A 22,903-nucleotide genomic window follows, 5' to 3' on the forward strand; every position below is an offset into this window, starting at 1 on the left:
CCCACCATGACCGTCCTGCAACTGCGGGGCGTGAGCCGTGTCCACGGCAACGGCGAGAACGCCGTCCACGCCCTCCTCGACGCCAACCTCACCATCGCCGCCGGAGAACTGGTGGCCATCATGGGCCCCTCCGGCTCCGGCAAGTCCACTCTGCTCAACCTCGCCGGGGGCCTCGACGCCCCCACGTCCGGCGAGGTCCTGGTCGAGGGCACCGTCCTGGCCTCCCTCAACCGGAAGAAGCTGGCCGCGCTGCGCAGGCGCAGCGTCGGCTACGTCTTCCAGGACTACAACCTCGTGCCCAGCCTGACCGCCGCCGAGAACGCGGCCCTGCCGCTCGAACTCGACGGCGTGGGCGTCGGCAAGGCCCGCAAGGCGGCCCTGGAGGCCCTCGCCGAGGTCGGCCTCGACGGGGCCGTTACCGACCGCTTCCCCGACGAGATCTCCGGCGGCCAGGCCCAGCGCACCGCCATCGCCCGCGCCCTCATCGGGGAGCGCCGCCTGGTGCTCGCCGACGAACCCACCGGCGCACTCGACTCCGCCACCGGCGAGGACGTCCTCAAGCTGCTCCGCAAGCGCTGCAACGAAGGCGCCGCCGGGCTGCTGGTCACCCACGACGCCCGCCACGCCGGCTGGGCCGACCGGATCGTGTTCCTGCGCGACGGCCGCATCGTCGACTCCTCCGAACCGCTCGCCGAGCCCGACCTGCTGCTCAAGGAGGCCTCCTGATGCTGCGCAGCCTCGGGCTGACCTTCAGGATCGCGCGGCGCGAAGCGCTGCGCCACAAGGGTCGGTCGATCCTGTCGATCACACTGCTGGGCCTGCCGCTGCTCGGCGCGGCGGCGGCCGTCACGGCCATCGACACCATCAGCCTCTCCCCCGACCAGCAGTTGGAGCAGTTGACCGGCGACGCCGACGCCTACATCGAGTCCTACGGCAACGGTCCGGTCACCCAGACCTCCTGGACCGGTCTCTACCCCGAATTCGACTGGGAGGCCGACGAGGAGGCCCCCACACCGGAGGCGGACGACATCCTCGCAGCGCTCCCCGAAGGCAGCCGCGTCGTACCGTTCTCGGAGTACATGACCGGCATGTCATACCAGGTCAGGACGCCCGACGGCATCGCCGGCGCCAACTTCATGGACCACGACCTCACCGACCCGCTCTATGAGACCGGCAACCTGCTCACCGTCGAGGGCGAGGTGCCGGGTCGCGGCGAGGTCGCCATCTCCGTCGAGATGGCCAGATACCTGAATGCGGAGATCGGCGACGACCTCCAGGTGGTCGAGGGCGAGGACGACGTCGCCTACGAGATCACCGCGATCGTCGAACGGCCCAGCCAGCTCCGGTCGTGGTTCGCCATCGGCCCCGATTTCACGGACGAGTACCCCGCGGCCGGTTGGCTGGTGGACGTGCCCGACGAACTCACCGGTGAACAGGCCCTGGCGCTCAACGAAATGGGCCTCGCCGTGTGGTCGCGGGCCATGGCGGCCGATCCGCCCACTGAAAGCCAAGGTTCCAATGAGGCCGGTGGCTCGGGGACGGACGCCAACGCCATCGCCATCTTCGCGCTGCTGGTGACGCTCGTCGTGCTCGAAGTGGTGCTGCTGGCCGGACCGGCCTTCGCCATCAGCGTCAAGCAGCGGACCCGCGAGTTCGCGCTCATGAGCGCAGCCGGCGCGAATCCCGCCCAGATCCGCTCCACCGTCCTGGCGGGAGGGCTGCTGTTCGGGATCATCGCCGCCGGCATCGGCATCTCGATCGGCATCCTCGGCACGTGGCTCGCGCTGCCGCTCCTGGAGCGCCTGAACGACCACCGGTCCATGGGCTTCGAGATCTGGCCCCAGTTGCAGCTCCTGGTCGCCGTGTTCGCGATCGTCACGGGTCTGGCGTCGGCGCTGGCCGCCGCCATCGCGGCGTCGAAGGTCAACGTGTGCGCCGCCCTGGCGGGCCGCCGAGCGCAGCCGCGGGCGAAGAAACGATGGACCTTCATCGGACTCGGGCTCATCGCGGTGGGGACACTCGCCGGTATCGCCGGAGTGATCACCGAGACGACCATCGGCATGGTCGTCGGGTTGGCGGCCTTGCAGATCGGATTGGTGTGCTGTACTACCGGCCTGGTCGCGGCCATCTCGAAGCTCGGCCGGAGGCTCGGACTGGCGCCGCGTATGGCGCTGCGCGAGGCCGGTCGCAATCGCAGCGCGGCCGCGCCGGCCGTCGCGGCGATCATGGCGGTGGTGGCGGGCGGACTCTCCATCACCATGTTCTGGGTCGCCGACGGCGACCGGTGGGACGAGACGACCATGTTCTCCACTCCCGAGGGCATGGTGGAGGTCGACGTCAGCTACTGGTCCAGCGACGAGAACGCCGAGGCGCCGAGCGCTGACGAACTCGCCGCGGGCACCGCGGAGGTGTTCTCGGTGCTGGAGCGGGAGCTCGACGATCCCGAGATGCACGGGTACACGACCGCCAACCGGTGCGGTCCGGACGCCTACTGCGAGGTCAGGGCCGTGCGTCCCGAGGCGAACGTGTGCCCCTACGACCCGGTGGGCGAGGGGTCCTTCGACTTGAGCGAAGCAGATCAGCGCGCCGCCGTAGAGGACGAACGGTGCGCGTATAACAACGGCATGTGGCAATCCTGGAACAATGGAGCGCTCGTCACCGACGATCCGTTCGTCGTCTCCTCCTACACGGGCCTGCAGGGCGGCGACCTCGATGAGGCGATGGCCTTCCTCGGGGACGGCGGCGTCCTCACCGACGACCCGATGGCCGTGACCGACGACGGCACCGTGACGGTCTCACGGCTGATGGAGGCCACCACCGAGGAAGGCGGGGAAGAGGAGACGTCCAGTGTGACGGAGGAGTTCTCCTTCCCGGCGATGGTTCCCGACGCGCCGCGGATGACTCAAGCCGATCTGGTCATGGGTCCGGAGGCGATGGCCGCCATGGGGTCGGCCGCCGACCCGGCGTCGCAGCGGTACCTGGTTTCGGCCGCGACCCCGCTTACGGCGGAGGACATCCAGGCCGTCGACGAGGCGCTGCTGGAGGCCGGTCTCTCCGGAGCCGACGAGGGGGTCCACGCCTACCTCTGGCAGTCGACCGGCGACAACCGCTTCGGGGCCTATATCGCGCTCATCGCGGCCGGGCTCACCGGGATCGTGGCGCTCGGGGCGACCGCGGTCGCCACCGGGCTGGTCGTCACCGAGACCCGCAAGGACCTGACCACCCTCGGGGCGGTCGGGGCGACGCCGGGTCTGCGGCGGCGGCTGTCGATGTGGCAGGCGGCGGTGATCTCCTTGCTGGGCGCCGTGCTCGGCACGGCGGTCGGGCTGGCCAGCTACGCCGGCATCGCCGCGGCCCTGAATCAGAACCTGAAGTGGGAGTATCCGCTGGTGCAGCTCTACAGCTTTGAGATGCCCTGGACGAACCTGCTGATCACGCTCATCGCGGTTCCGGCGATCGCAATGGCGGGGGCGGCGCTGTTCACGCGCTCCAAGCTCCCTTCGGAGCGACGCGCGACGTAAGAGGTAAGAGGTAAGAACGCGAACGGCGGCGCCGGCTCAACCCCTCGGAGACATTGACGTCTCTCGGACCGGCGCCGCCGTCGTCAGGCTACAAAGCAGGTGCAAACAAGGCGGCCTGGACGGACCGGGCTCAGGTGCCGGGAGTGCCGGCCGCCGGGATGCCGCCCGAGGGCAGGGTCAGGATCTCGTAGCCGTCGTCGGTGACCAGGAGCGTGTGCTCGAACTGGGCGGACCACTTCCGGTCGCGCGTCACGGCCGTCCAGCCGTCGTCCCACATCTCGTGCTCGGCGGTTCCGAGGTTGATCATCGGCTCGATCGTGAAGGTCATGCCGGTCTCGATCTCGACGGTCAGGCCCGGGTGGTCGTAATGGGGCACATAGAGGCCGGAGTGGAACGCGGTCCCGATGCCATGGCCGGTGAACTGGCGGACCACCCCGTAGCCGAAGCGCTGGGCGTAGGCCTCGATGACCTTGCCGACCGCATTGAGCTGGCGGCCGGGCTTGACGGTCTTGATGCCGCGCATCGTGGCCTTCCAGGTGCGCTCGACCAGGTCGCGCGCCTCCTGCGAGACGTTTCCGGCCAGGAAGGTGGCGTTGCAGTCGCCGTGGACGCCGCCGATGAAGGCGGTGATGTCGATATTGACGATGTCGCCGTCCTGGACGACAGTCGAGTCGGGGATACCGTGGCAGATCACCTCGTTGAGCGAGGTGCAGCACGACTTCGGGTAGCCCCGGTAGCCCAGCGTGGACGGGTAGGCGTCCAGGTCGCACAGGTACTCGTGGACGATCCGGTCCAGCTCGTCGGTGGTCACGCCCGGCGCCACGGACTTGCCGGCCTCGACCAGTGCGTCGGCGGCGACGCGGCCGGCGACGCGCATCTTCTCGATGGTCTCGGCGTCCTTGACCTCCGAGCCGCGGTACGGACTCGGCGCGGGCTTGCCGACGTACTCGGGCCGCTCGATCGACTCGGGAACGGGGCGGCGGGGACTCTGCTTGCCTGGGTGCAGAACGGGACGAACACTCATCGGTCAAGCCTAGCTTCTGAGCCAGTGGGGGCCAGATGGGTGAGCGTCGATTGGGGAGGTCCGCAGTGCCCGAGGATATTTTTCCGCTCCCTAGGCGGCCGAATGTCCGCCTACCGAAAGTGGTAAGCGGACGTTCGATAACAACGGGAGCGGGAAAATAGACCGGGCAATGCTCCTGCCCAATCGACGCTCACCCATCTAAGAGACCTCTGCGACATCGGCTGGCGAACGCGGACCGGATTCGGTGGTCCGTGACCAGAAAATGTCTTGCGTTTCCGGCGTTTTCGCCGCATCCTAAAGGTCATCGATGTCCGACCTGGACGTCACACGGCCTCTCCTCAATCGAGCCGGTGCGGGGCGCGCTCTCACGGAAGAGCCGCGGTCCCGTCCCACGGGACCGCGGCGTACGACACCTCCCGCGGTCGAGCGCCCGGCCAGTCCAACCCTGGCCCGCGGCAGTCGCTCCGCGCCGGCTCACCATCTCTTCCCCGCGGCCCTTCAGGCCGTGGGACAGGCCCTAAGCGGCCTCGAGCTCCTTGGTGGGCTCCTCCTCGGGCTCGTCGGCGGCCGGCGCCTCGGCGACGACCTCCTGCGCCATCCGCTCCCACAGCATCCCGCCCGAGTGCGCCAGCGCGCCGACCACGGCGGGCACGAACGGCAGGATCCAGTCGGCCAGGAAGCCCGAGTGGGGGACGTTGAGCACGAGCATCGCCGTACCGGCGCACAGCAGTCCCTGGAGGGTGCCGCGCCAGGCGGCGCGGGAGCCGTCGGCTATGGCCTCGCGGCGCTCGGTGTTCGGGTCGTGGAATTCGGAGAGTCCGGCGGCGTCCCGGCGTCCGAGGTAGGCGCCGACGACGGCCTGCACAGCGGTACCGGAGACGACGGCGGCGATGAGGCTGTTCTTGGTCACCACATAGATGAGGGCGAACAGCAGGCCGCCTCCGGCGAGCGTGAGCACGCCCCTGATGTAGTCGGCTTTTTCACCTGGGTACCAGTAGTACTTGGTGACGCCCTCGGATATCTGTCGTTCGATCTTCCCCATGACGGTGGCTCCCCCTTCGCGGGTGGCGACAAAGGCCCGCGCCGCTTTCGGCACGATTGTCATTATCGGCGCTCGCGCGGGACGGGATAACTAAATCCGTCTAGTCACCTTTGTGAAATACAACCCAAGATGACCGTATTGTCGGTTTTACGGTTGCGTGAGGCGGCGCCTACCTGGGTCCACAGTTCAGCGTAACTGCGAGCCCAGGACAGGTAAGTCACCTATCCGACAGTCAGTGGACCTGGACGACCGGCCCGGCCAGCTCCTTGAGCTCGTCGGGGAGGTCGGCGCCCATCTGCTCGGCGAGGCGGATGGCCTCTTCGACGAGGGTCTCCACGATCTGCGACTCGGGCACGGTGCGGATGACCTCGCCCTTGACGAAGATCTGGCCCCTGCCGTTGCCGCTGGCGACGCCCAGGTCGGCCTCGCGGGCCTCACCGGGGCCGTTGACGACGCAGCCCATGACGGCCACGCGCAGCGGGACCGGCATGCCCTCCAACGCGGCGGTGACCTGCTCGGCCAGGGTGTAGACGTCGACCTGCGCCCGCCCGCACGAAGGGCAGGAGACGATCTCCAGGCCGCGTTCCTTCAGGCCCAGGGACTCCAGGATCTGGTTGCCGACCTTGACCTCCTCGACCGGCGGCGCCGACAGCGACACCCGGATGGTGTCGCCGATGCCGTCGGCCAGGAGCACGCCGAAGGCCGCGGCGGACTTGATGGTGCCCTGGAAGGCGGGCCCGGCCTCGGTGACGCCGAGGTGCAGCGGGTAGTCGCACTGCTGGGACAGCAACCGGTAGGCCTTGATCATCACGACCGGGTCATTGTGCTTGACCGAGATCTTGATGTCGCGGAAGTCGTGCTCCTCGAACAGCGAGGCCTCCCACAGCGCGGACTCGACCAGCGCTTCGGGCGTGGCCTTGCCGTACTTGGCGAGCAGGCGCTTGTCGAGCGAACCGGCGTTGACGCCGATGCGGATCGGGGTGCCGGCGGCCTTGGCCGCCTTGGCGATGTCCCCGACCTTGTCGTCGAACTTCTTGATATTGCCCGGGTTCACGCGGACGGCGGCGCAACCGGCGTCGATGGCCGCGAAGACGTACTTCGGCTGGAAGTGAATGTCGGCGATGACCGGGATCTGCGACTTGCGCGCGATGATCGGCAGCGCGTCGGCATCGTCCTGGGTCGGACAGGCCACGCGCACGATCTGGCAGCCCGAGGCGGTCAGCTCGGCGATCTGCTGGAGCGTCGGCCCGATGTCGGAGGTCTTCGTGGTCGTCATCGATTGGACACTGACGGGGGCGCCGCCGCCGACGAGGACGCCGCCGACATTGAGCTGGCGGGTCTTCCGCCGCTCGGCGAGCGGTTCGATCTCGTGGCGCTTCGAAGGAATTCCGAGGTTCACAGCAGTCATGCGACTAGTTTCCACCTAACTGACGCAGGCTAATTGAAGAGAGTGATGGGATTGACGATATCCGCGGTGATCGTCAACAGCATGAAGCCGCCCAGCACGACGATCACAGCGTAGGTCAGCGGCATCAACTTCAAGTAGTCCACTCGGCCCGGGTCGGGCTTGCCACGTTTGGCGGCGATCGCCGAACGGGCCTTCTCGAACCAGGCGATGGCGATGTGCCCGCCGTCCATCGGCAGCAGCGGGAGCAGGTTGAACACCCCGATGAAGTAGTTCAGGACCACCAGCAGCATGAAGAACATGGCCCACTGGTCGTACTGCACCATCTCGCCGCCGAGGCGCGAGGCGCCCACGACGCTGACGGGGGTGTCGTCGGCGCGCTCGGCGCCGAAGATCGAGTCCCACAGCGGCGGGATCTTGCTCGGCAGCTGGCCGAGGGCGATGAAGGTCTCACGGAACATGTCGCCGGTGAAGGACACGGTCTCGCCGACGCCGTCGATCGGCCCGGCCGCGACGGTGATCGGAATCGTCGGGTCGACATAGGCGGTGACGCCGAGGGGGGCGACGGTCTCGGTGGTGCCGCCCTCGGTCACGACCTCGGCGGGGTACGGGGTGATCGAGAGATCCTGCGGGGTGCCGTCGCGCTCGATGGTGACGTCGACCGGCTCCTCGGGGGTCAGCTCCGAGACGGTGCCGACGAGCGATTCCCAGTCGGTGACGGGCTGCCCGGCGACGGAGGTGATCTGGTCGCCCGAGCGGATGCCGGCCTCGTGGGCGGGGCTGGGCTGGTCGGCGGAGGAGCACTCGAAGTCGGCGGTGGCGTCGGCGGGCGGGATGCACTCGGCGACGGCGACCGTCGCGGTCTCCTGCGCGTGCTCCACCGACTCGGCGTAGGCGGGGTTCTGCGTGACGCCGATGAAGGAGACCAGGATCCACAGGACCACGAAGCCCAGGATGAAGTGGGTGACCGAGCCGGCCGCGAGCACGATCGTGCGCTGCCACAGCGGTTTGCGCCAGAAGACGCGCTTCTGGTCCTTCTCGTCGAGCTCTTCCTCCTCCTCTTCGAGGGGGGTCATGCCGACGATCTTGACGAAGCCGCCCAGGGGGATGCCCTTGAGGCCGTATTCGGTCTCGCCCTTGCGGAACGACCACAGGGTGGGGCCGAACCCGACGAAGTAGCGGGTCACCTTCATCTTGAAGGCCTTGGCCGTGAGCATGTGGCCGAACTCGTGCAAACTCACGGAGATGAGGATCGCGAGAGCGAACAGGACGATCCCGGTGGTGTACGCCAGCAAGTCTTGACTCCTTCTATCGCTCCGACGCGTCCAACCCTAGCCGCCGGGCGCTCGAGCGCGCCCAGGTCTCGGCTTCGAGTATGTCTGCGACACTTTCAGGTCGGCCGAATTCCGGCGCTTGGTCCAAGACCGCGGCAATGGTGTCGACGATGCCGAGGAACGGCAGCGCCCCCGCCCGGAAGGCCGCGACGGCTTCCTCGTTGGCGGCGTTGTAGATCGCGGGCAGCACGCCCCCCGCGCGGCCGGCGTCCTTGGCCAGGGCGACCGCCGGGAAGGCAGTCTCGTCCAGCGGCTCGAAATGCCAGTCGTGGGCCTTGCTCCAGTCGACCGGGCGGGCCGCGTCCGGGACGCGGTCGGGCCAGGCGAGGGCGTGGGCGATCGGCAGGCGCATGTCCGGCGGGGAGGCCTGGGCGATGGTGGAGCCGTCGACGAACTCGACCATCGAATGGATCACCGACTGGGGGTGGACGACCACTTCGATGTCGTCGTAAGCGATGTCGAACAGCTCGTGCGCCTCGATGACCTCGAGGGACTTGTTCACCATGGTGGCGGAGTTGATGGTGACGACCGGGCCCATGGCCCACGTGGGGTGGGCCAGGGCCTGTTCGAGCGTGACCTCGCCGAGCTCGTCGCGGGTCCTGCCCCGGAAGGGGCCGCCGGAGGCGGTGACGACGAGTTTCGCGACGCGCTCGGCGGTTCCCGAACGCAGGCACTGCGCCAGCGCGGAGTGCTCGGAGTCGACCGGGACGAGCTGGCCGGGTGCGGCGGCCTCGCGGACGAGGGGGCCCCCGGCGATCAGGGATTCCTTGTTGGCCAAGGCGAGCGTGCGTCCCGCCTTGAGGGCCGCGAGCGTCGGCCCCAGGCCGATGGAGCCGGTCATGCCGTTCAGGACCGTGTCCGCGTCCCAGGCGGCGATCTCGTTCATGGCGCCCGGACCGGCGATGAGCTTGGGGATCCGGGCGTCGCCGGAGGTCCAGCCGCGTTTGGTGGCGGCGGCGAACAGGCGCAGCTGGACGGCTTCGGCGGCGGTCGCATTGGCGACGGCGACGGCCTCGACGCCCAGTTCGATCGCCTGCTCGGCGAGCAGGGCCGGGTTCGAGCCCCCGGCGCCGATGGCGACGACGCGGAAGCGGTCGGGATTGGCTTTGACGATGTCAATGGCCTGGGTGCCGATGGAGCCGGTGGAGCCCAGAAGCACGATCTCGCGGAATTCGGTCACAGGGTCATTATCCAGCCTGATGGGTGGGCGTCGATTGGGGAGGAGCACCCGTCTAGCGGAAAACGACGGTCTTGGACCCGTTCAACAGGATGCGGTCGTCCAGGTGGGCCGCGAGTCCGCGGGCCAGGCAGGTCGATTCCAGGTCGCGTCCGGCGGCGACGAGGTCGTCGGGGCCGGAGGCGTGGTCGACCCGGGCGACCTCCTGGTCGATGATGGGGCCCTCGTCGAGGTCGGCGGTGACGTAGTGGCAGGTCGCGCCGATGAGCTTGACCCCGCGGGCGTGGGCCTGGTGGTAGGGCTTGGCGCCCTTGAAGCTCGGCAGGAACGAGTGGTGGATGTTGAGGATCTTCCCCGGCAGCTTGGAGCAGAAGTCGGAGGAGAGGATCTGCATGTAGCGGGCCAGGACCACCGTGTCGATGCGCTCGGTCTCGATGAGGTCGAGCAGGCGCTGCTCCTGGGCGGCCTTGCCGTCGGGGCCGACGGGCAGGTAGTGGAACGGGACGCCCGAGGAGGCGGCCAGGTCGGCCCAGTCGGGGTGGTTGGAGACGACGGCGGCGGCCTCCCCGTGGAGTGCGCCGATGCGGAAGCGGTACAGCAGGTCGTTGAGGCAGTGCCCCTGCTTGGAGGCCATGATCAGCACGCGGCGCTTGACGGCGCGGTCGTGCAACTGCCAGTCCATGTCGAACTCGCGGGCGACCTCGGCGAAGCCGACGGCCATCTCGTCCCGGGCGCCATCAGAGGTGAACTCAACCCGCATGAAGAACCGTCCGGAGCCGTGCTCGGAGAACTGCTGGGAGTCCTCGATATTGGCGTTCCGGCGGGTCAGGAACCCCGAGACGGCATAGACGATGCCGAGACGGTCGGGGCACGAGAGTGTGAGTACGAACTGGCTGGTCATCCCGTTAATGGTACGGGGAGCACGGGGGAGGTGCCAATCGCCTTCAGCTTCCCTTCAGGTGGCGCCCCGCTTCCGTCGGCGCTAGGGGCGGGACCGACCGGTCCCGCCCCTGGCCATTCGTTGCTATTCGTTTTCTATTGCCCGTCCGGGTCAGGCTCCGATGGCCGAGTTCGTCTGCTCGATGAACGCCGCCGTGGTCTCCTCCACGGTGGCCTGGTCGAACAGCAGGGCCTCGTAGATGCCCAGCATGATGTCGGCCACGCCGCCCGCGCCGATCGGCGGCACCGGCGGGCCCGCGGCCAGCTCAGGGGTGATCGCGGCGACGAAGTCGGCGCCGAGCTTCTGGTCCGCCGGCATGTCCGGCAGGATCCGCTCGCGCTGCGCCAGGTTGGACGGGAGGCCACGGTCGCCGAGCGTGAGGTCGATCGCCTCGTCGCTGTTGAGCAGGTAGTCCACCAGCTTTGCGGCGGCGGCCTGGTCCGAGGTGTCGCGGGCGATCGACCAGTACATGGCCGACTTGAGGAACATGCCCGGTGAACCCTCGGATTCGCCCGGGACGCGGAGCAGCACCAGGTCGGAGCCGAGAACGGTCTGGATCGCCCCGATCTGGTTGGTCCAGTAGAACTCCGTGACGCCGGTGCCGGTGGCCAGGGGGGCCTGGTCCTGGCCGGCCGCGACGGACTCGACGATCTTGTCGGCCGCGGAGATCGCGCCCGCTTCGCGCAGGTCGATCACCATCTGCCACCACTCGTTCATGGTCGCTTCGGTGAACCCGAGCTGCCCGTCCTCGGTGAAGAGGCTCTCGCCGCGCTGGCGCGCGAACACGTTGAACAGCGACTCGTTGTTGAACGACAGCCCGGAGTTGCCGATCGCGTCGCCGCCGGCCGACAGGTCGGTGGTGAACTGGGCGAAGTCCGCCCAGGTCCAGGTCGTGTCGTCGGGCATCTCCATACCCGCGGCCTCCACCAGCGCCGGGTTGACCAGCAGGCACAGCGCGTTGACGCCGGTGGCGATGCCGTAGGTCTTGCCCTCGAGCTGGCCGCTCTTGAGGGTGTCCTCCTCGATCTGGGACAGATCGATGTCGAGGTCGTCCAAGGCGATCAGGGCGTTCTTGTCGGCGTAGTCGCGCAGGTACCGCTCGTCCTGCTGCATCACGTCGGGCGCGTTGCCGCCCGAGACCGAGATGTTCAACGCGTCCCAGTAACCGGAGAAGTCGGCGGGGCTGGGCTTGAGGGTGACGTCGTCGTTCTCGGCCTTGAAGGCGTCGAGGATCTCCTGGGTGTACGCGTGGCGGGGCTCGGAGCCCCACCACCACACGTCCAGCTCGCCGTCGCCTTCTCCGCCGCCGCCGCCGCTCTCATTGCCGCAGGCGGCGAGGAGGGGGCTGGCCGCGAAGCCGAAGATGCCGACCTTGGTGAGCGTCCGCCTGGACACTCCGGAGGGGTTGGATGACTTCATTGTCTCCGTCCTTTCAGGACTTTGTGAGGGTGGTTTGCCGTGTTATTTGATGCCGGTGGTCGCGATGCCCCTGACGAGGTACCGCTGGCCGGCGAGGAAGAACCCGAAGATCGGGCCCAATGCGACGATCGACATGGCGAACAGCGCGCCCCAAGAGGTCTGGCCCTGGCTGTCCATGAACAGCCGCAGTGCCAGGGGCACGGTCTGCATGTCGGGATCGCGGAGGTAGATCAGCTGCGAGTAGAAGTCGTTCCACGTCCAGATGAACGTGAAGATGGCGGTGGTGGCCAGCGCGGGCATGCACAACGGCATGATGACGCGCAGATAGGTCCCCCAGTAGCCGCAGCCGTCGATCGAGGCGGCCTCGTCGAGTTCCTTGGGCAGGCCGCGAATGAACTGGACCATGAGGAACACGAAGAACGCGTCGGTGGCCAGCAGCTTCGGGACGAGGAGGGGCCAGAAGGTGTCGACCCAGCCGATGTTGTTGAACAGGATGTACTGCGGAATGATGATGACGTGGATCGGCAGCATGATGGTGCCGAGCATGATCGCGAAGAACATGCCCCGGAACGGGAAGCGCAGCCGTGCGAACGCGTAGGCGGCCATCGAGCAGGACACCAGGTTGCCGAGGATGCACCCGGCCACGATGATCAGCGAGTTGAAGATGTACTTGTGGAACGGGTGGGGCAGGGCGTTCCAGCCCTCGGAGTAGTTGCTCCACTCCCACTGGGTCGGGATCAGGCCGGGGTCGGAGAAGATCTCCTCGATCGGCTTGAACGAGGCCGAGAGCATCCACAGCAGCGGGTAGATCATGACCATCCCGGCCGCGATGAGCAGCAGGTGGAAGATCAGCTTCTTGATGGCGCCGGAGGCGGCTCGCACCTCGGTGCGGTTGTCCGGACGCTCCGGGGCGGGGGCCTTAGTCATTGTCGCCATAGAACACCCAGAATTTCGACATGAGGAAGTTGAGAGCGGTGAAGATCGCGATGATCGCCAGCAGGAGCCAGGCGATGGCAGAGGCGTAGCCCATGTTGAACTGGGTGAAGCCCTGGTCGTACAGGTACAGCGTCAAGAACAGCGTGGAGTCGGCCGGGCCGCCCTTGCCGCCGGAGACGATGAACGCCTGCGTGAACGACTGGAACGACTGGATGACCTGGAGTACCAGGTTGAAGAAGATGATGGGGGTCAGCAGCGGCAGGGTGACGCTGCGGAACCTGCGCAACGGGCCGGCGCCGTCGACCTTGGCCGCCTCGTAGTACATCGTCGGGATCTGGCGGAGCCCGGCGAGGAAGATGATCATCGGGGAGCCGAAGGTCCACACGTGCAGGATGATCAGGGTCCCCAGAGCCGTGTCGGGGCTGGAGACCCAGCCTTGGCCCTCGATACCGAAGAGTGCCAGGAACTGGTTGACCAGTCCCTCGGTGCCGAAGATCTGGCGCCACATGATGGCGATGGCCACCGAGGAGCCCAGCAGGGACGGCAGGTAGAACACCGAGCGGTAGAACGCCATGCCGCGCAGGCCGCGGTCGAGCACGATCGCCAGCAGCAGCGCCATGGCGAGTTGCAGCGGCACCGAGACGAAGGTGTAGATAGCGGTGACCTTGACCGACTGGGCCAGGCGGCTGTCGTCGGCCATCCGCCGGTAGTTCTCCATACCGGTCCACTCGCCGTAGCCGAGGCTGTAATCGGTGAAGGACAGGTAGAAGGAGTACACCATCGGACCGATGGTGATGACCGCCAGGCCGATCAGCCAGGGGGCCATGAAGCTCAGCGCGGCCCAGCGTTCGCGGCTGCGAATGGTGTTGCCGGTGCGCCGCCGCGTTCGCGCGGATGGCGGTTTCGAGGTGTTCAGGTCGTCGTCCGGGCTGCGCGGTCGCACCGGCACCACGGCGACATCGTTGTCGGTCATTGAGTGTTGAGGCCTTTCGGAGGGGGTCGGCTCCAGTTGAACCCAGGCTATGCAACCGCTTGCTTCGTTGTCAATGGGTCAACTTAAATTCCTCAATATCTTTGGCATCTTCCTGCCACAAATGACTCATTGGAAACTTTCACAACATCAATCTCATTGGACACGCGAATCGGCCCGTCCCGGGGAGGCCGGAACGGGCCGTCTATTCCTATGTGGTCGGACGTCGCCAAAGTGGTCGGCGACGCCTATTTCGGGACTTCTCGCAGCGTCGGATCCGGCTCAGACCTCGGCGCGGATCTTCGCTGACGGGGCTTCGGCGGTCTCGTCGGACTCCTTGATGCCGTACTTGGAGTACAGCTTCGCGAACGGCCCCGGGACCCACCAGTTCGCGCTGCCGAGCAGCCGCATCGTGGCCGGCACCAGCAGCATCCGCACCACGGTGGCGTCGAGGAGGATTGCCACGGCCATGCCGAGGCCGATCATCTTCATGAACGTGATGCCGCCGAAGGCGAACGCCCCGACCACGACGATGAGGATCGCCGCGGCGGCGGTGATGATCGAACCGGTCTGCTGCATGCCGCGCATGACGGCGGTCCGGTTGTCCGCGCCGCGGTCCCACTCCTCGCGCACCCGCGACAGCAGGAACACCTCGTAGTCGGTCGACAGGGCGAACAGCAACGCCACCATGAGCAGGATGTTCGACGGGTCGATGTAGCCGGAGGGCGTGAAGTCGAGGAACTCGTGCAGGTGCCCCTCGCCGAAGATCCACACGACCACGCCGAGCGCCGCCGCCAGGGACACGCCGTTCATCAGGACCGCCTTGATCGGCAGCACGATCGACCCGAAGGCCAGGAACAGCACCACCATGGTCACGATGACGATGTATCCGAGCATGTAGGGCAGGCCGTCGGCGATGGCGTCGAGCATGTCAACCCGGTCGGAGGCCCCGCCGGTGACGTAAAGCTCGGCGGACCCGGCGTCCAGGTCTCGGACCTGTTCGATGAGTTCGCGGGCCTCGGAGCTGAACGGGTCGGCGTCGTAGGCGACCTGGAGCAGGACCGCGTCGCCGGACTGGTCGACCGGCGTGACGTCCTCGACCAGGTCCAGGCCTTCGATCTCGGCGGTGGTCTCGGCCGCCTGGGCTTCTCCCCCACCGGAGACCATGACGTCGAAGGTCTCGGCGTCTCCGCCGGGGAAGTCGGCGGCGACGGTCTCGGTGACCACCCTGGATTCGGCGTCGGCGGGCATGTCGCGCTCGTCGACGCCGCCGAACTGCATGTCGAAGATGGGGGTGGCCAGGATCGCGAGGCCGGCCAGCACCGGGATGACCACCAGCACCGGGCGGCGCATGACGCCGGCGGCCAGGCCGTGCCAGAATCCGGCGTCGGTCTTCGGCCTCCGGTTCTTGGCCCAAGGGAGCCGGCCCTTGTCGACGCGGTGCCCGAGCAGGTAGAGCATCGCGGGGAGGGCCACCAGCGCGGCGATCATGGCCACGCCGACGGCCGACATGACGCCGTAGGCGATGCCGTGCAGGAACGGCACGTCGACCAGGAGCAGCCCGACCATCGACAGCACGATGATGAGCCCGGAGACCATGACGGTGCGCCCGGCGGTCGCGACGGTATTCATCACGGCGGCCCGCTTGTCGCGGCCGGCGGCCAATTCCTCCCTGAACCTCCTCAGCACGAACAGGGAGTAGTCGATGGACATGCCCAGGCCGATGATGGTGATGACGTTGGCGGCGAACACCGAGACGTCGGTGAACTCGGTGATGACGCGGGTGACGGCGAAGCCGCCGAGGATCGACATGCCGCCGACGAGCAGCGGCAGCGAGGCCGCGACCAGCGCGCCGAAGACGATCACCATGATGACCAGCAGGATCGGCATGGAGATCATCTCGGCGATCTCCAGGTCCTCCTGGACCTGCTCGTTGAGGTCGGCGAAGACCGCGGCGCCGCCGCCGAGGGTGACCTCCAGGTCGCCGGTGTCGCCGGCCTCGCGCAGGTCCTCCTCGATCGCGGCGAAGGCGTCGCCGAGCGCCTCGTCCGACGAGCCTCCGGCCAGGGAGACCGCGAGGTAGGTGGCGTGCCCGTCCTCGGACACGAAGGAGGGCAGATCGGTGTCGTAGTAGGAGACGACGTCGTCGACCTCGGGGAAGGCCTCGATCTCGGCCTCGGCGGAGGTGACGGCGGCGGCGAAGGACTCATCGTCGGCGGTCTGGTCGGGAGAGGTGTAGAGGACGATGGCGTCCGCTCCCGTAGAACCGAACTCGGCCTCGATCGCCTCGGCATCGGTCACCGAGCGGGCGTCCTGGGAGACGTAGCCGCCGTCGGTGAACTCGTCGAAGACCCCCAGGCCCCACGTCGAACCGATGGCGAAGACGCCCGCGATCCCGACGATGATGAGCCAGCGGGCCTTGATGACCGCGCGGCCTAGCAGGGAATACATATGCTTCTCCTCTTGAAGCGATCCCGGCCGGTGGTGGTGTCGGCCGGGTCGGCTATAGGATGGTGAGCAGTGACAAGTTTGCTAACACTGTTTACGTTAGTGAGCAATAATTGCGGAGTCAACGCCGTTAACAAAAATTTATCCGAGGGAGTGCAGTGACTTCGAACACCGCGGGACCGAGCCGTCGTGAGCGGATGCGCGCCGAGACGATCGGCGAGATCAAGGCGAGCGCCCGACGCCAGCTGCTGGAGCACGGCCCCAGCGGCGTCTCGCTGCGAGCGATCGCCCGCGAGGTCGGCGTGACGCCGGCGGCCCTGTATCGGTACTTCGACAACCTGGAAGCGCTGCTCACGGACCTGTGCTGCGACTTCTACGACGAGCTTATCGAGGAGAGCCGCCAGGCCATGGACGCCGCGGCCCAGGCGTGTTCCGTCGAAGGTTCGAAGTCGTGCCACCTGGAGCGGATGAAGGCCTGGATCTGGTCGTTCCGGTCATGGGCGGTGTCGAATCGCCGCGAGTTCGAGCTCATGCTCAGCCTCCCGGGCGGCGACAGCGCGTTGTCGCTCGGCCCGGATCCGGTGGGACAGTCGCTGGAAGACCTGGACCCGGTGTACCGGAAATCGATCGAGCACTCGCAGATGTGCGGGGGCGAGCTGGCCGCGTTCTACCGGGAGACCGAGGGGAAGGGCTTCGACTTCGACGGTGCCACGATGCCCGAGATTTCCGAAGGGCTGCAAGCGGAGATCATGGGGACCTGCGCCGGGCTCATTATCGGGGATGAGGTCCCATTGACCTGGGCCTACAACTTCGTCTCCGGGTGGGTGCGGGTCTTCGGCCTGGTCGTGATGGAGGCCTTCGGGTCACTTCCGGTGCAGGAATATGTGGACGAGTTCTACACGGCGCAGATCCAGTCGATGATGAAGGACTTCGGAATCAGCCCTTGAGCGGAGTCAAATATCGGACACCGCAGCTGCGGCGTTGAACGTGAGTTCCGATCATGAGGAGAGGCCGGTTCGCAACCGGCGCTCAACAGGAGGGAACTCATCATGCGACGGAGCATGACCAGAGCACATCGACGGGATCATCCCGGCCGGCGCCTCGGTGCCCTGGTGCGGGATCGTCTACGGCGGCACCTACACCGCCTGCGGCGTGACCAACTGGGACTACTGGGATCAGGTGAACTGGAACGGCCAGTCCGGATTCGTGGCGGGCGCTTGCACGGTGCTCGATGAGTAGACGGCGGTAATGCGACGAGGGCCGGACCGCGCGAGCGGTCCGGCCCTCGTTCGCTCGTTCTCGGCTACTCGGAAGCCGCTTCGGCGGGCGCCGTGTCTGCGGGACAGCTCCGAATGTCATGTCCGACGCTCGTCATGCACTTGCCGGACTTCAGGTTCCACTTCCAGCCGTGCATCTGGCAGGTGAGCACGCCGTCCTCGATCTTCCCGAACACCGACAGGTCGGCCTTCAGGTGCGGGCAGCGGCGCTGGACCTGCCAGCCCTGCATGGTGATGTCCTCGTCGTCGGGGCGCTGCTCGGCGTACCAGCCCTCGGCGTACTGGAGGCGTTCCTCGGAGAGGCACTTGAAGAACGCGTAGACGTACTCGTTGTACTGGCCGATCCGCGCGGCGGTGAAGCGGCAGGACAAGAACAGCGAGTTGACCCAGTCGACCTCGCGGATGTAGAGCAGGTGCTCGATGAGACGACGCTCGGTGCGGAAGCGGTAGCGGACCTTCGCGCCGTCGTCCGGGTAGATCTTGCGCTCCAGGAAGTCGAAGATGATCGACTCGACGACCTCGTCGGAGTCGGGCGCGGTCAGGTCGAACCTGACGGGGCCGCCGACGCCGGTGGCGATGTGCTCGGCCGATTCCATGAGCGGCTCGATGCGCTCGCGCAGGGTCTCCAGGACATTGATCTCCGGGTGCGACCAGGAGGCCTTCTCGGCTGCGAGGCGGCCCCGCTGGCGTTCCTTGAAGGCGTCGAGGTGCTGCTTCTTGTTCGCGAACCACTCGCGGACGTCGTCCACGGGGTGGGTGACGCTGGCGGCACCCTCCGAGTTAATCTCGGCGACCGAGCCGGGCAGCAGGATGAGGTTCTGCTTGTGGCCCTGCTCTTCGAGCCAATCGGTGTAGGTGAGCTGGTCGGGGAAGATATTGCCCTCGTCGCCGAAGACGTCATTGAACTGGTAGAGCTCGTCGTCCAGGAAGCAGGGCGGGCCCGCGATGGGGAAGACCCAGTCGCCGGCGACGTCGTCAATGTAACGCAGCGAGCGGTCGAAGCCGCGCTCGCGCTTTTGCTTCCCGAAGGCGCGCTTGGCGTTGTCGGGCAGCTCGTACACCATCGGGAACCAGATGGCGCCGGAGAACTGGAGCAGGTGGGCGTGGATCTTGCCGTGCTGGAGGAAGACGCTCATGTCGGTGGGGCGCGCGTCGTTCTGGTTGAGCATGCGAGTGCCGTCGGCGTCCTCGACCCAGAGGGAGGAGTCGCCGATGGGGCCGTCGGTGGGGCTGGTGAGCGCCTGGATCATGACCTTGACGCCGCCGGGGAGCTCGACGATCTCCTCCGAGACGGTCTTGATGAACTTGTGGAAGCCGAGGGCGCGCAGCTCCGACTCCAGTTCGTCGGTGGGGTACTCCGGCAGCAGGACTGTGGTGTCCTTGCTGATGTGGTCGCGGAGGTTCTGCTCGTCGAAGTGGTCGCGGTGGAGGTGCGAGACGTAGAGGTAGTCGGCTTGGCCGAGGGTGTCCCAATCCAGCTGCGAGTTGTCCGGGAACGGGAACCACGAGGCGAAGTATGCGGGATTCACCCAGGGGTCACAAAGGATGGAACCTGCGGCGGTCTCGATGAACATGCTGGCGTGGCCAGTACCGGTAATTCGCACGGATAACCTTCCGGAATTCAGGACGACAGAGGCTCAACTTTACAGGTCACAAGCAGGGCGGTCTGGAGACGTTAGTCCTTGTGGCGTGTAAGACTCGGTCCGGCCGCCGCCCGGTGGCCTTAGGTCGTGACGGGTCTTGCCGCGTGTAAGACTATGTGCGATATCGAATTGGTTGGAGGAACTCCCATGTCCGCCGAAGAGCAGATTCTCTCGCCCGATCAGCGCAAGCCCACCAGCCGCAAGGGCCTGTATTCCGCGCTGCTCATCGGGGCCGCCGTGCTGCTGTCGTTCCTGTTCGGCAACCACCTGGGGTATGTCGAGGACGTCTTCATCGGCACCACTGCCGCAGTGCTCATCGGCATCGTGGTTTTCGACGCCTGGCTGCGCCGGACGGGACTCCGATAAGCCACGGATCCACATTTATCCCGATAAATCCCCCTTAAGGGACCCCTGGCTCAAAAATACCGGGCGGGTACGACACTTCGTAAAACTGAGGGCGGGTCGCATTGGGCGACCCGCCCTTCAGTTCGTCTTCGCCTACGTCAGTGCATCATCCCGCGACGGGCGAACAGCTCCCGCACCTCGCGCAATGCCGAGTCCACTTCGGCTTCGAAGTAGCCGCCCTGCACCAGCGAGAACTGGCTCGTGTCGAGCTCCCGGTCCGACAGCGGCACCGGGTTGCGCCCGGTCATCGCGGCCGAGACGGCGTCGAACATCTGGTCGACCTGGCCCGGGTCGTAACCCGAACCGAAGCGGCGGGGCTGGAAGGCCCGGCGCAGCTGCTCGAGCCGCTGGACGTCGTCGGACGTGAACGGGGAGTCCGTCGCCCGCATCTCGGTGGTCATCTCCTCCCGGCCGTGCCGGCCGGGCTGCTCGAACTGGCCGCGTCCCTCGTAGGGGTTGCGGCGCCCGAAGTCCGGCGGCGTGGCCGCGCCTCGCGGCTGCTGCGGAGGGGGGGAGACGGGAGGAGCGGGAGGCGCACCGAAACCGCCTTGGCTGTCGGCCGGGCCGCCGAAGCCACCCTGATTGTCGGGAGGACCGAAACCGCCCTGGTTCTCCGGCGGTGCGCCGAATCCCCCTTGATTGTCCTGCGGCGCACCGAAACCACCCTGGTTGTCGGCCGGGCCGCCGAAGCCACCCTGGTTATCCGGAGGCCCGCCAAAGCCGCCCTGGTTGTCGGCCGGACCACCAAAACCGCCCTGATTGTCCTGCGGCGCACCGTAACCACCCGGCATCGGCGGGCTCGGGGCGGCCGCACGACGGCCGTATCCGGTGTCCTCCTGACCCTGCGGCTCGGGGGTGAACCCACGACCGCGCTGGGCCCCGTACGGGGGTTCCTGCGGCTGGGCCGCGGGCATGCCCTGGGTCTGCTGACCGGGTACGAGGTGCGAAGGAATCGCCTGCGTCGGTGGTGCGGGCGGCATCGGCTCGCGCTCGGGCGGGGCCTGCTGGCCGTATCCCGCCTGCGGGATCGCACCGGTCGGCGCGCCCGGGTACGCCTGCGGCGCGGGCGGAGCCGGCGACGGGGCCTGCTGCGGCGGCACGGCCGCCCGGCGGCTCCCGGTGTCGCTGAACTCGTCCTCGTAGGCCGCACCGAATCCCGGGGCCGGCCGCTCGGGCCCGCGGCCCTGCGGCGGACCGTAGCCCTGAGCCTGCTCGGGACCGTAGCCCTGAGCCTGTTCCGGTGGCCCGAAGCCGCCACGGCGCGGATCGGACTGGAGCGGCAGCTGCTCGGTGTTCCCATGCGGGGATGAACCCGCTTGGGGCCCGGGCATTCCCGCGCGTTGCGGCGGAGCGCCGGCGCCGCGGGGAGGCGGACCGAAGTCGCCGCGAGGACCGACCGGTTCGGGACCGCGAGGGGCCCCGAAGTCACCTGCGGGAGCCTGAGCGGCGGGAGCGGGCTCGGGCATGCCGCGAGGCGTCCCGAAGCCGGGCTCGGCGCCGCCTGGCGGCGGGGCCATCCCGGGGTCCGCGCCATTGCGCTTGGCGAACGGGTCGTCGTAGTCCTCGCCGGGAGGACCAGCGAGGAAGCCGAAGCCCTCGTCGTCGTCACCGCGAAGGTCGCCGAAGCCGTCGGCGTCACGGGGGGCGGGAGCGGGTGCCGCCCTGCCGCCGCGGGCGACGGGCGCCGGCGCGGGAGGCGGCGGGGCCATCTCGCGGGCCGCCATCACCTCATGAGCCGGAATCGCTTGCGTCGCAGCGGGGATGACCTGCGTGGCCTGGGGTTCGCTGGCGCGCCGCTGACCGGGCGCGGGCGTGGGAGCAGCCGGTGCCTGGGCCGGGGCCGCCTGCGCGGCGCCGGTGTCGGGCTTGCCGTAATCGGGGGCGGGGGCGCTGCCGAGCACACCGCGCTCTTCGAGCTCGGCGAGCTGTCTTGCCACCCGGTCGAGATAGACGTCGACCTGCCATTCGTCGTAACCGCCGAATCGGACACGGAAGACGACGTCGTCGACCTCATCGGCCGTGACCGGGCTGCCGACGGGTTCTCCGGCGAGCGTGGCCTCGACACGGTCCAAGAAGGCGTCCACTTCGTCGACCTTGTAGCCCCTGCTCAACGCTCGGCGCCTGAATCGATCTCCATGACTCGCCACTACCAAGCCACCCTTCTCCGCCTAACTCGCAGCACCCGAGGGCTGCTCGCCGGACTTCACGTCGGCAGAACCGGCAGGACCGGCCTCCCGAACTGAAGCGGCCAGCTGCCCACAGGCGCCATCGATCTCTTGGCCACGCGTGTCCCGCACCGTAGTGGACACACCAGCGGCTCGCAGTCGACGCACGAACTCCGCCTCGACCGGCTTGGGACTGGCGTCCCAGCGGCTCCCCGGCGTGGGGTTGAGCGGAATCAAATTGACATGGGTCAACTTCCCCGCGAGTAGCTTTCCCAATAGGTCAGCCCGCCAAGGCTGATCATTGACATCTCGAATCATCGCGTACTCGATCGAAACGCGACGCTTCGTCAAGGAAGCGTACTCCCAGGCCGCCCCCAGGACCTCGGCGACCTTCCAGCGGGTGTTGACGGGGACGAGCTCGTCGCGGAGCTCGTCGTCGGGGGCGTGCAGCGATACCGCAAGCGTCACCGGCAGGCCCTCGTCCGCCAGCTTCTTGATGGCCGGGACCAGGCCGACGGTGGAGACGGTGACATGTCTGGCCGACATGCCGATCCCGTCGGGGACCGGGTCGGTGATCAGGTGCAGCGCCGCCTTGAGGCGCGCCCAGTTCGCGAGCGGCTCGCCCATGCCCATGAACACCAGGTTCGAGACGCGGCCCAGACCGTTCTCGGCCGCGATGCGGGAGCAGGCGACGACCTGGTCGACGATCTCGGCCGTGGTGAGGTTCCGCGTCAGCCCGCCTTGGCCGGTGGCGCAGAATGGGCAGGCCATGCCGCACCCGGCCTGGGAGGACACGCAAGCGGTCACCCGATCGGGATAGGCCATGATGACGCTCTCGACCAGGGCGCCGTCGTGCAGGCGCCACACCGCCTTGACGGTCCGGCCGTTGTCGCACGAGTCGATGCGGACCGGCTCGAGGAGCCGAGGCAGCAGCGCCTCGCCGATGGCCTCCCGCGCGGACGCGGGCAGGTCGGTCATGAGGTTCGCGTCGCCGACGTGGCGCCCGAAGTACTGGTTGCGCAACTGCTTGGCGCGGAAGGCGGGCTGTCCTATCTCGGACAGGACGGACTGGCACCCCGCCAGATCGAGATCGGCGAGGTGTCGCGGCGCCGCCTTGCGAGGGCGCGGCTCGGTCAACGTGAGTGCTACAGACATGTCACGACCTAGTCTCGCATGACAGGGCATGGGCCCGCCAAC

The 22,903-nt window shown here is 67.7% G+C and carries 17 protein-coding genes and 1 pseudogene; 5 read left to right on the top strand and 13 right to left on the bottom strand.

The genetic code is table 11. From position 1 onward, the window contains the following. Positions 1-6: 6 nt before the first annotated feature. On the top strand, positions 7-726 hold the full coding sequence (locus tag FAB82_RS01890) for an ABC transporter ATP-binding protein (protein ID WP_136532853.1): 720 nt from the start codon (positions 7-9) through the stop codon (positions 724-726). Further along, the gene (locus FAB82_RS01895) at positions 726-3,521 is read left to right on the top strand and encodes an ABC transporter permease (RefSeq protein WP_136532854.1); all 2,796 of its coding nucleotides are present in this window, start codon (positions 726-728) and stop codon (positions 3,519-3,521) included. Before FAB82_RS01890 ends, FAB82_RS01895 begins: the two co-directional genes overlap by 1 nt. A 130-nt stretch (positions 3,522-3,651) precedes the next feature. On the opposite strand, the gene map is transcribed toward FAB82_RS01895, so the two are convergent. From map to FAB82_RS01945, 10 genes are all read right to left on the bottom strand, one after another. Continuing rightward, positions 3,652-4,545 (bottom strand): type I methionyl aminopeptidase, encoded by an 894-nt coding sequence (gene map / locus FAB82_RS01900; protein WP_136532855.1) that lies wholly within the window; start codon positions 4,543-4,545, stop codon positions 3,652-3,654. 517 nt (positions 4,546-5,062) lie between these two features. Next, positions 5,063-5,641 carry a hypothetical protein gene (locus FAB82_RS01905; protein WP_211116314.1) on the bottom strand — a complete coding sequence of 193 codons (579 nt, stop codon included), beginning with the start codon at positions 5,639-5,641 and terminating at the stop codon, positions 5,063-5,065. 178 nt (positions 5,642-5,819) lie between these two features. Further along, positions 5,820-6,995 carry a flavodoxin-dependent (E)-4-hydroxy-3-methylbut-2-enyl-diphosphate synthase gene (ispG, locus tag FAB82_RS01910; protein ID WP_136532856.1) on the bottom strand — a complete coding sequence of 392 codons (1,176 nt, stop codon included), beginning with the start codon at positions 6,993-6,995 and terminating at the stop codon, positions 5,820-5,822. A gap of 29 nt (positions 6,996-7,024) precedes the next feature. Further along, positions 7,025-8,284 carry a M50 family metallopeptidase gene (locus tag FAB82_RS01915; protein ID WP_136532901.1) on the bottom strand — a complete coding sequence of 420 codons (1,260 nt, stop codon included), beginning with the start codon at positions 8,282-8,284 and terminating at the stop codon, positions 7,025-7,027. A gap of 16 nt (positions 8,285-8,300) precedes the next feature. Next, positions 8,301-9,506 (bottom strand): 1-deoxy-D-xylulose-5-phosphate reductoisomerase, encoded by a 1,206-nt coding sequence (gene dxr, locus FAB82_RS01920; protein ID WP_136532857.1) that lies wholly within the window; start codon positions 9,504-9,506, stop codon positions 8,301-8,303. 52 nt (positions 9,507-9,558) lie between these two features. Next, complete coding sequence (gene purU / locus FAB82_RS01925; RefSeq protein ID WP_136532858.1) at positions 9,559-10,404, bottom strand: formyltetrahydrofolate deformylase; 846 nt, start codon at positions 10,402-10,404, stop codon at positions 9,559-9,561. 150 nt (positions 10,405-10,554) lie between these two features. Then, entirely contained in the window at positions 10,555-11,862 is a 1,308-nt protein-coding gene (locus FAB82_RS01930) for an ABC transporter substrate-binding protein (protein ID WP_136532859.1), read from the bottom strand. A 42-nt stretch (positions 11,863-11,904) separates the two neighbouring features. Continuing rightward, positions 11,905-12,798, bottom strand: a complete 894-nt coding sequence (locus FAB82_RS01935) for a carbohydrate ABC transporter permease (RefSeq protein ID WP_136532860.1) — start codon at positions 12,796-12,798, stop codon at positions 11,905-11,907. Continuing rightward, the gene (locus FAB82_RS01940) at positions 12,782-13,771 is read right to left on the bottom strand and encodes a carbohydrate ABC transporter permease (RefSeq protein ID WP_136532861.1); all 990 of its coding nucleotides are present in this window, start codon (positions 13,769-13,771) and stop codon (positions 12,782-12,784) included. The genes FAB82_RS01935 and FAB82_RS01940 overlap by 17 nt, the downstream gene beginning before the upstream one ends. 279 nt (positions 13,772-14,050) lie before the next feature. After that, positions 14,051-16,219, bottom strand: coding sequence for an MMPL family transporter (locus tag FAB82_RS01945; protein ID WP_136532862.1), 2,169 nt, complete (start codon positions 16,217-16,219; stop codon positions 14,051-14,053). Positions 16,220-16,374: 155 nt separating this feature from the next. On the opposite strand from FAB82_RS01945, the gene FAB82_RS01950 reads away from it, so the two are divergent. Then, positions 16,375-17,163 carry a TetR/AcrR family transcriptional regulator gene (locus tag FAB82_RS01950; protein WP_136532863.1) on the top strand — a complete coding sequence of 263 codons (789 nt, stop codon included), beginning with the start codon at positions 16,375-16,377 and terminating at the stop codon, positions 17,161-17,163. Between the two features lie 157 nt (positions 17,164-17,320). Beyond that, a complete protein-coding gene (locus tag FAB82_RS28270; RefSeq protein WP_281276832.1) occupies positions 17,321-17,455 on the top strand; it encodes a hypothetical protein in 135 nt (44 codons plus the stop codon). Between the two features lie 64 nt (positions 17,456-17,519). Here FAB82_RS28270 and FAB82_RS01955 read toward each other — a convergent pair whose 3' ends face one another. Next, the gene (locus FAB82_RS01955) at positions 17,520-19,097 is read right to left on the bottom strand and encodes a Rieske 2Fe-2S domain-containing protein (RefSeq protein ID WP_136532864.1); all 1,578 of its coding nucleotides are present in this window, start codon (positions 19,095-19,097) and stop codon (positions 17,520-17,522) included. 186 nt (positions 19,098-19,283) lie between these two features. Here FAB82_RS01955 and FAB82_RS01960 point away from each other — a divergent pair, with 186 nt between their 5' ends. Next, positions 19,284-19,502, top strand: a complete 219-nt coding sequence (locus FAB82_RS01960) for a DUF2631 domain-containing protein (RefSeq protein WP_136532865.1) — start codon at positions 19,284-19,286, stop codon at positions 19,500-19,502. Positions 19,503-21,408: 1,906 nt separating this feature from the next. Here FAB82_RS01960 and FAB82_RS28760 read toward each other — a convergent pair. Together FAB82_RS28760 and rlmN are read right to left on the bottom strand one after the other, a co-directional pair. Beyond that, a pseudogene (locus tag FAB82_RS28760) lies at positions 21,409-21,688 on the bottom strand (DivIVA domain-containing protein); the annotation flags it as partial. A 21-nt stretch (positions 21,689-21,709) separates the two neighbouring features. Further along, positions 21,710-22,861 (bottom strand): dual-specificity RNA methyltransferase RlmN, encoded by a 1,152-nt coding sequence (rlmN, locus tag FAB82_RS01970; protein WP_136532866.1) that lies wholly within the window; start codon positions 22,859-22,861, stop codon positions 21,710-21,712. Positions 22,862-22,903: the final 42 nt, after the last annotated feature.

Origin of the sequence: Glycomyces buryatensis (assembly GCF_004912275.1) — a bacterium.
Taxonomy (GTDB): Bacteria; Actinomycetota; Actinomycetes; order Mycobacteriales; family Micromonosporaceae; genus Glycomyces; species Glycomyces buryatensis.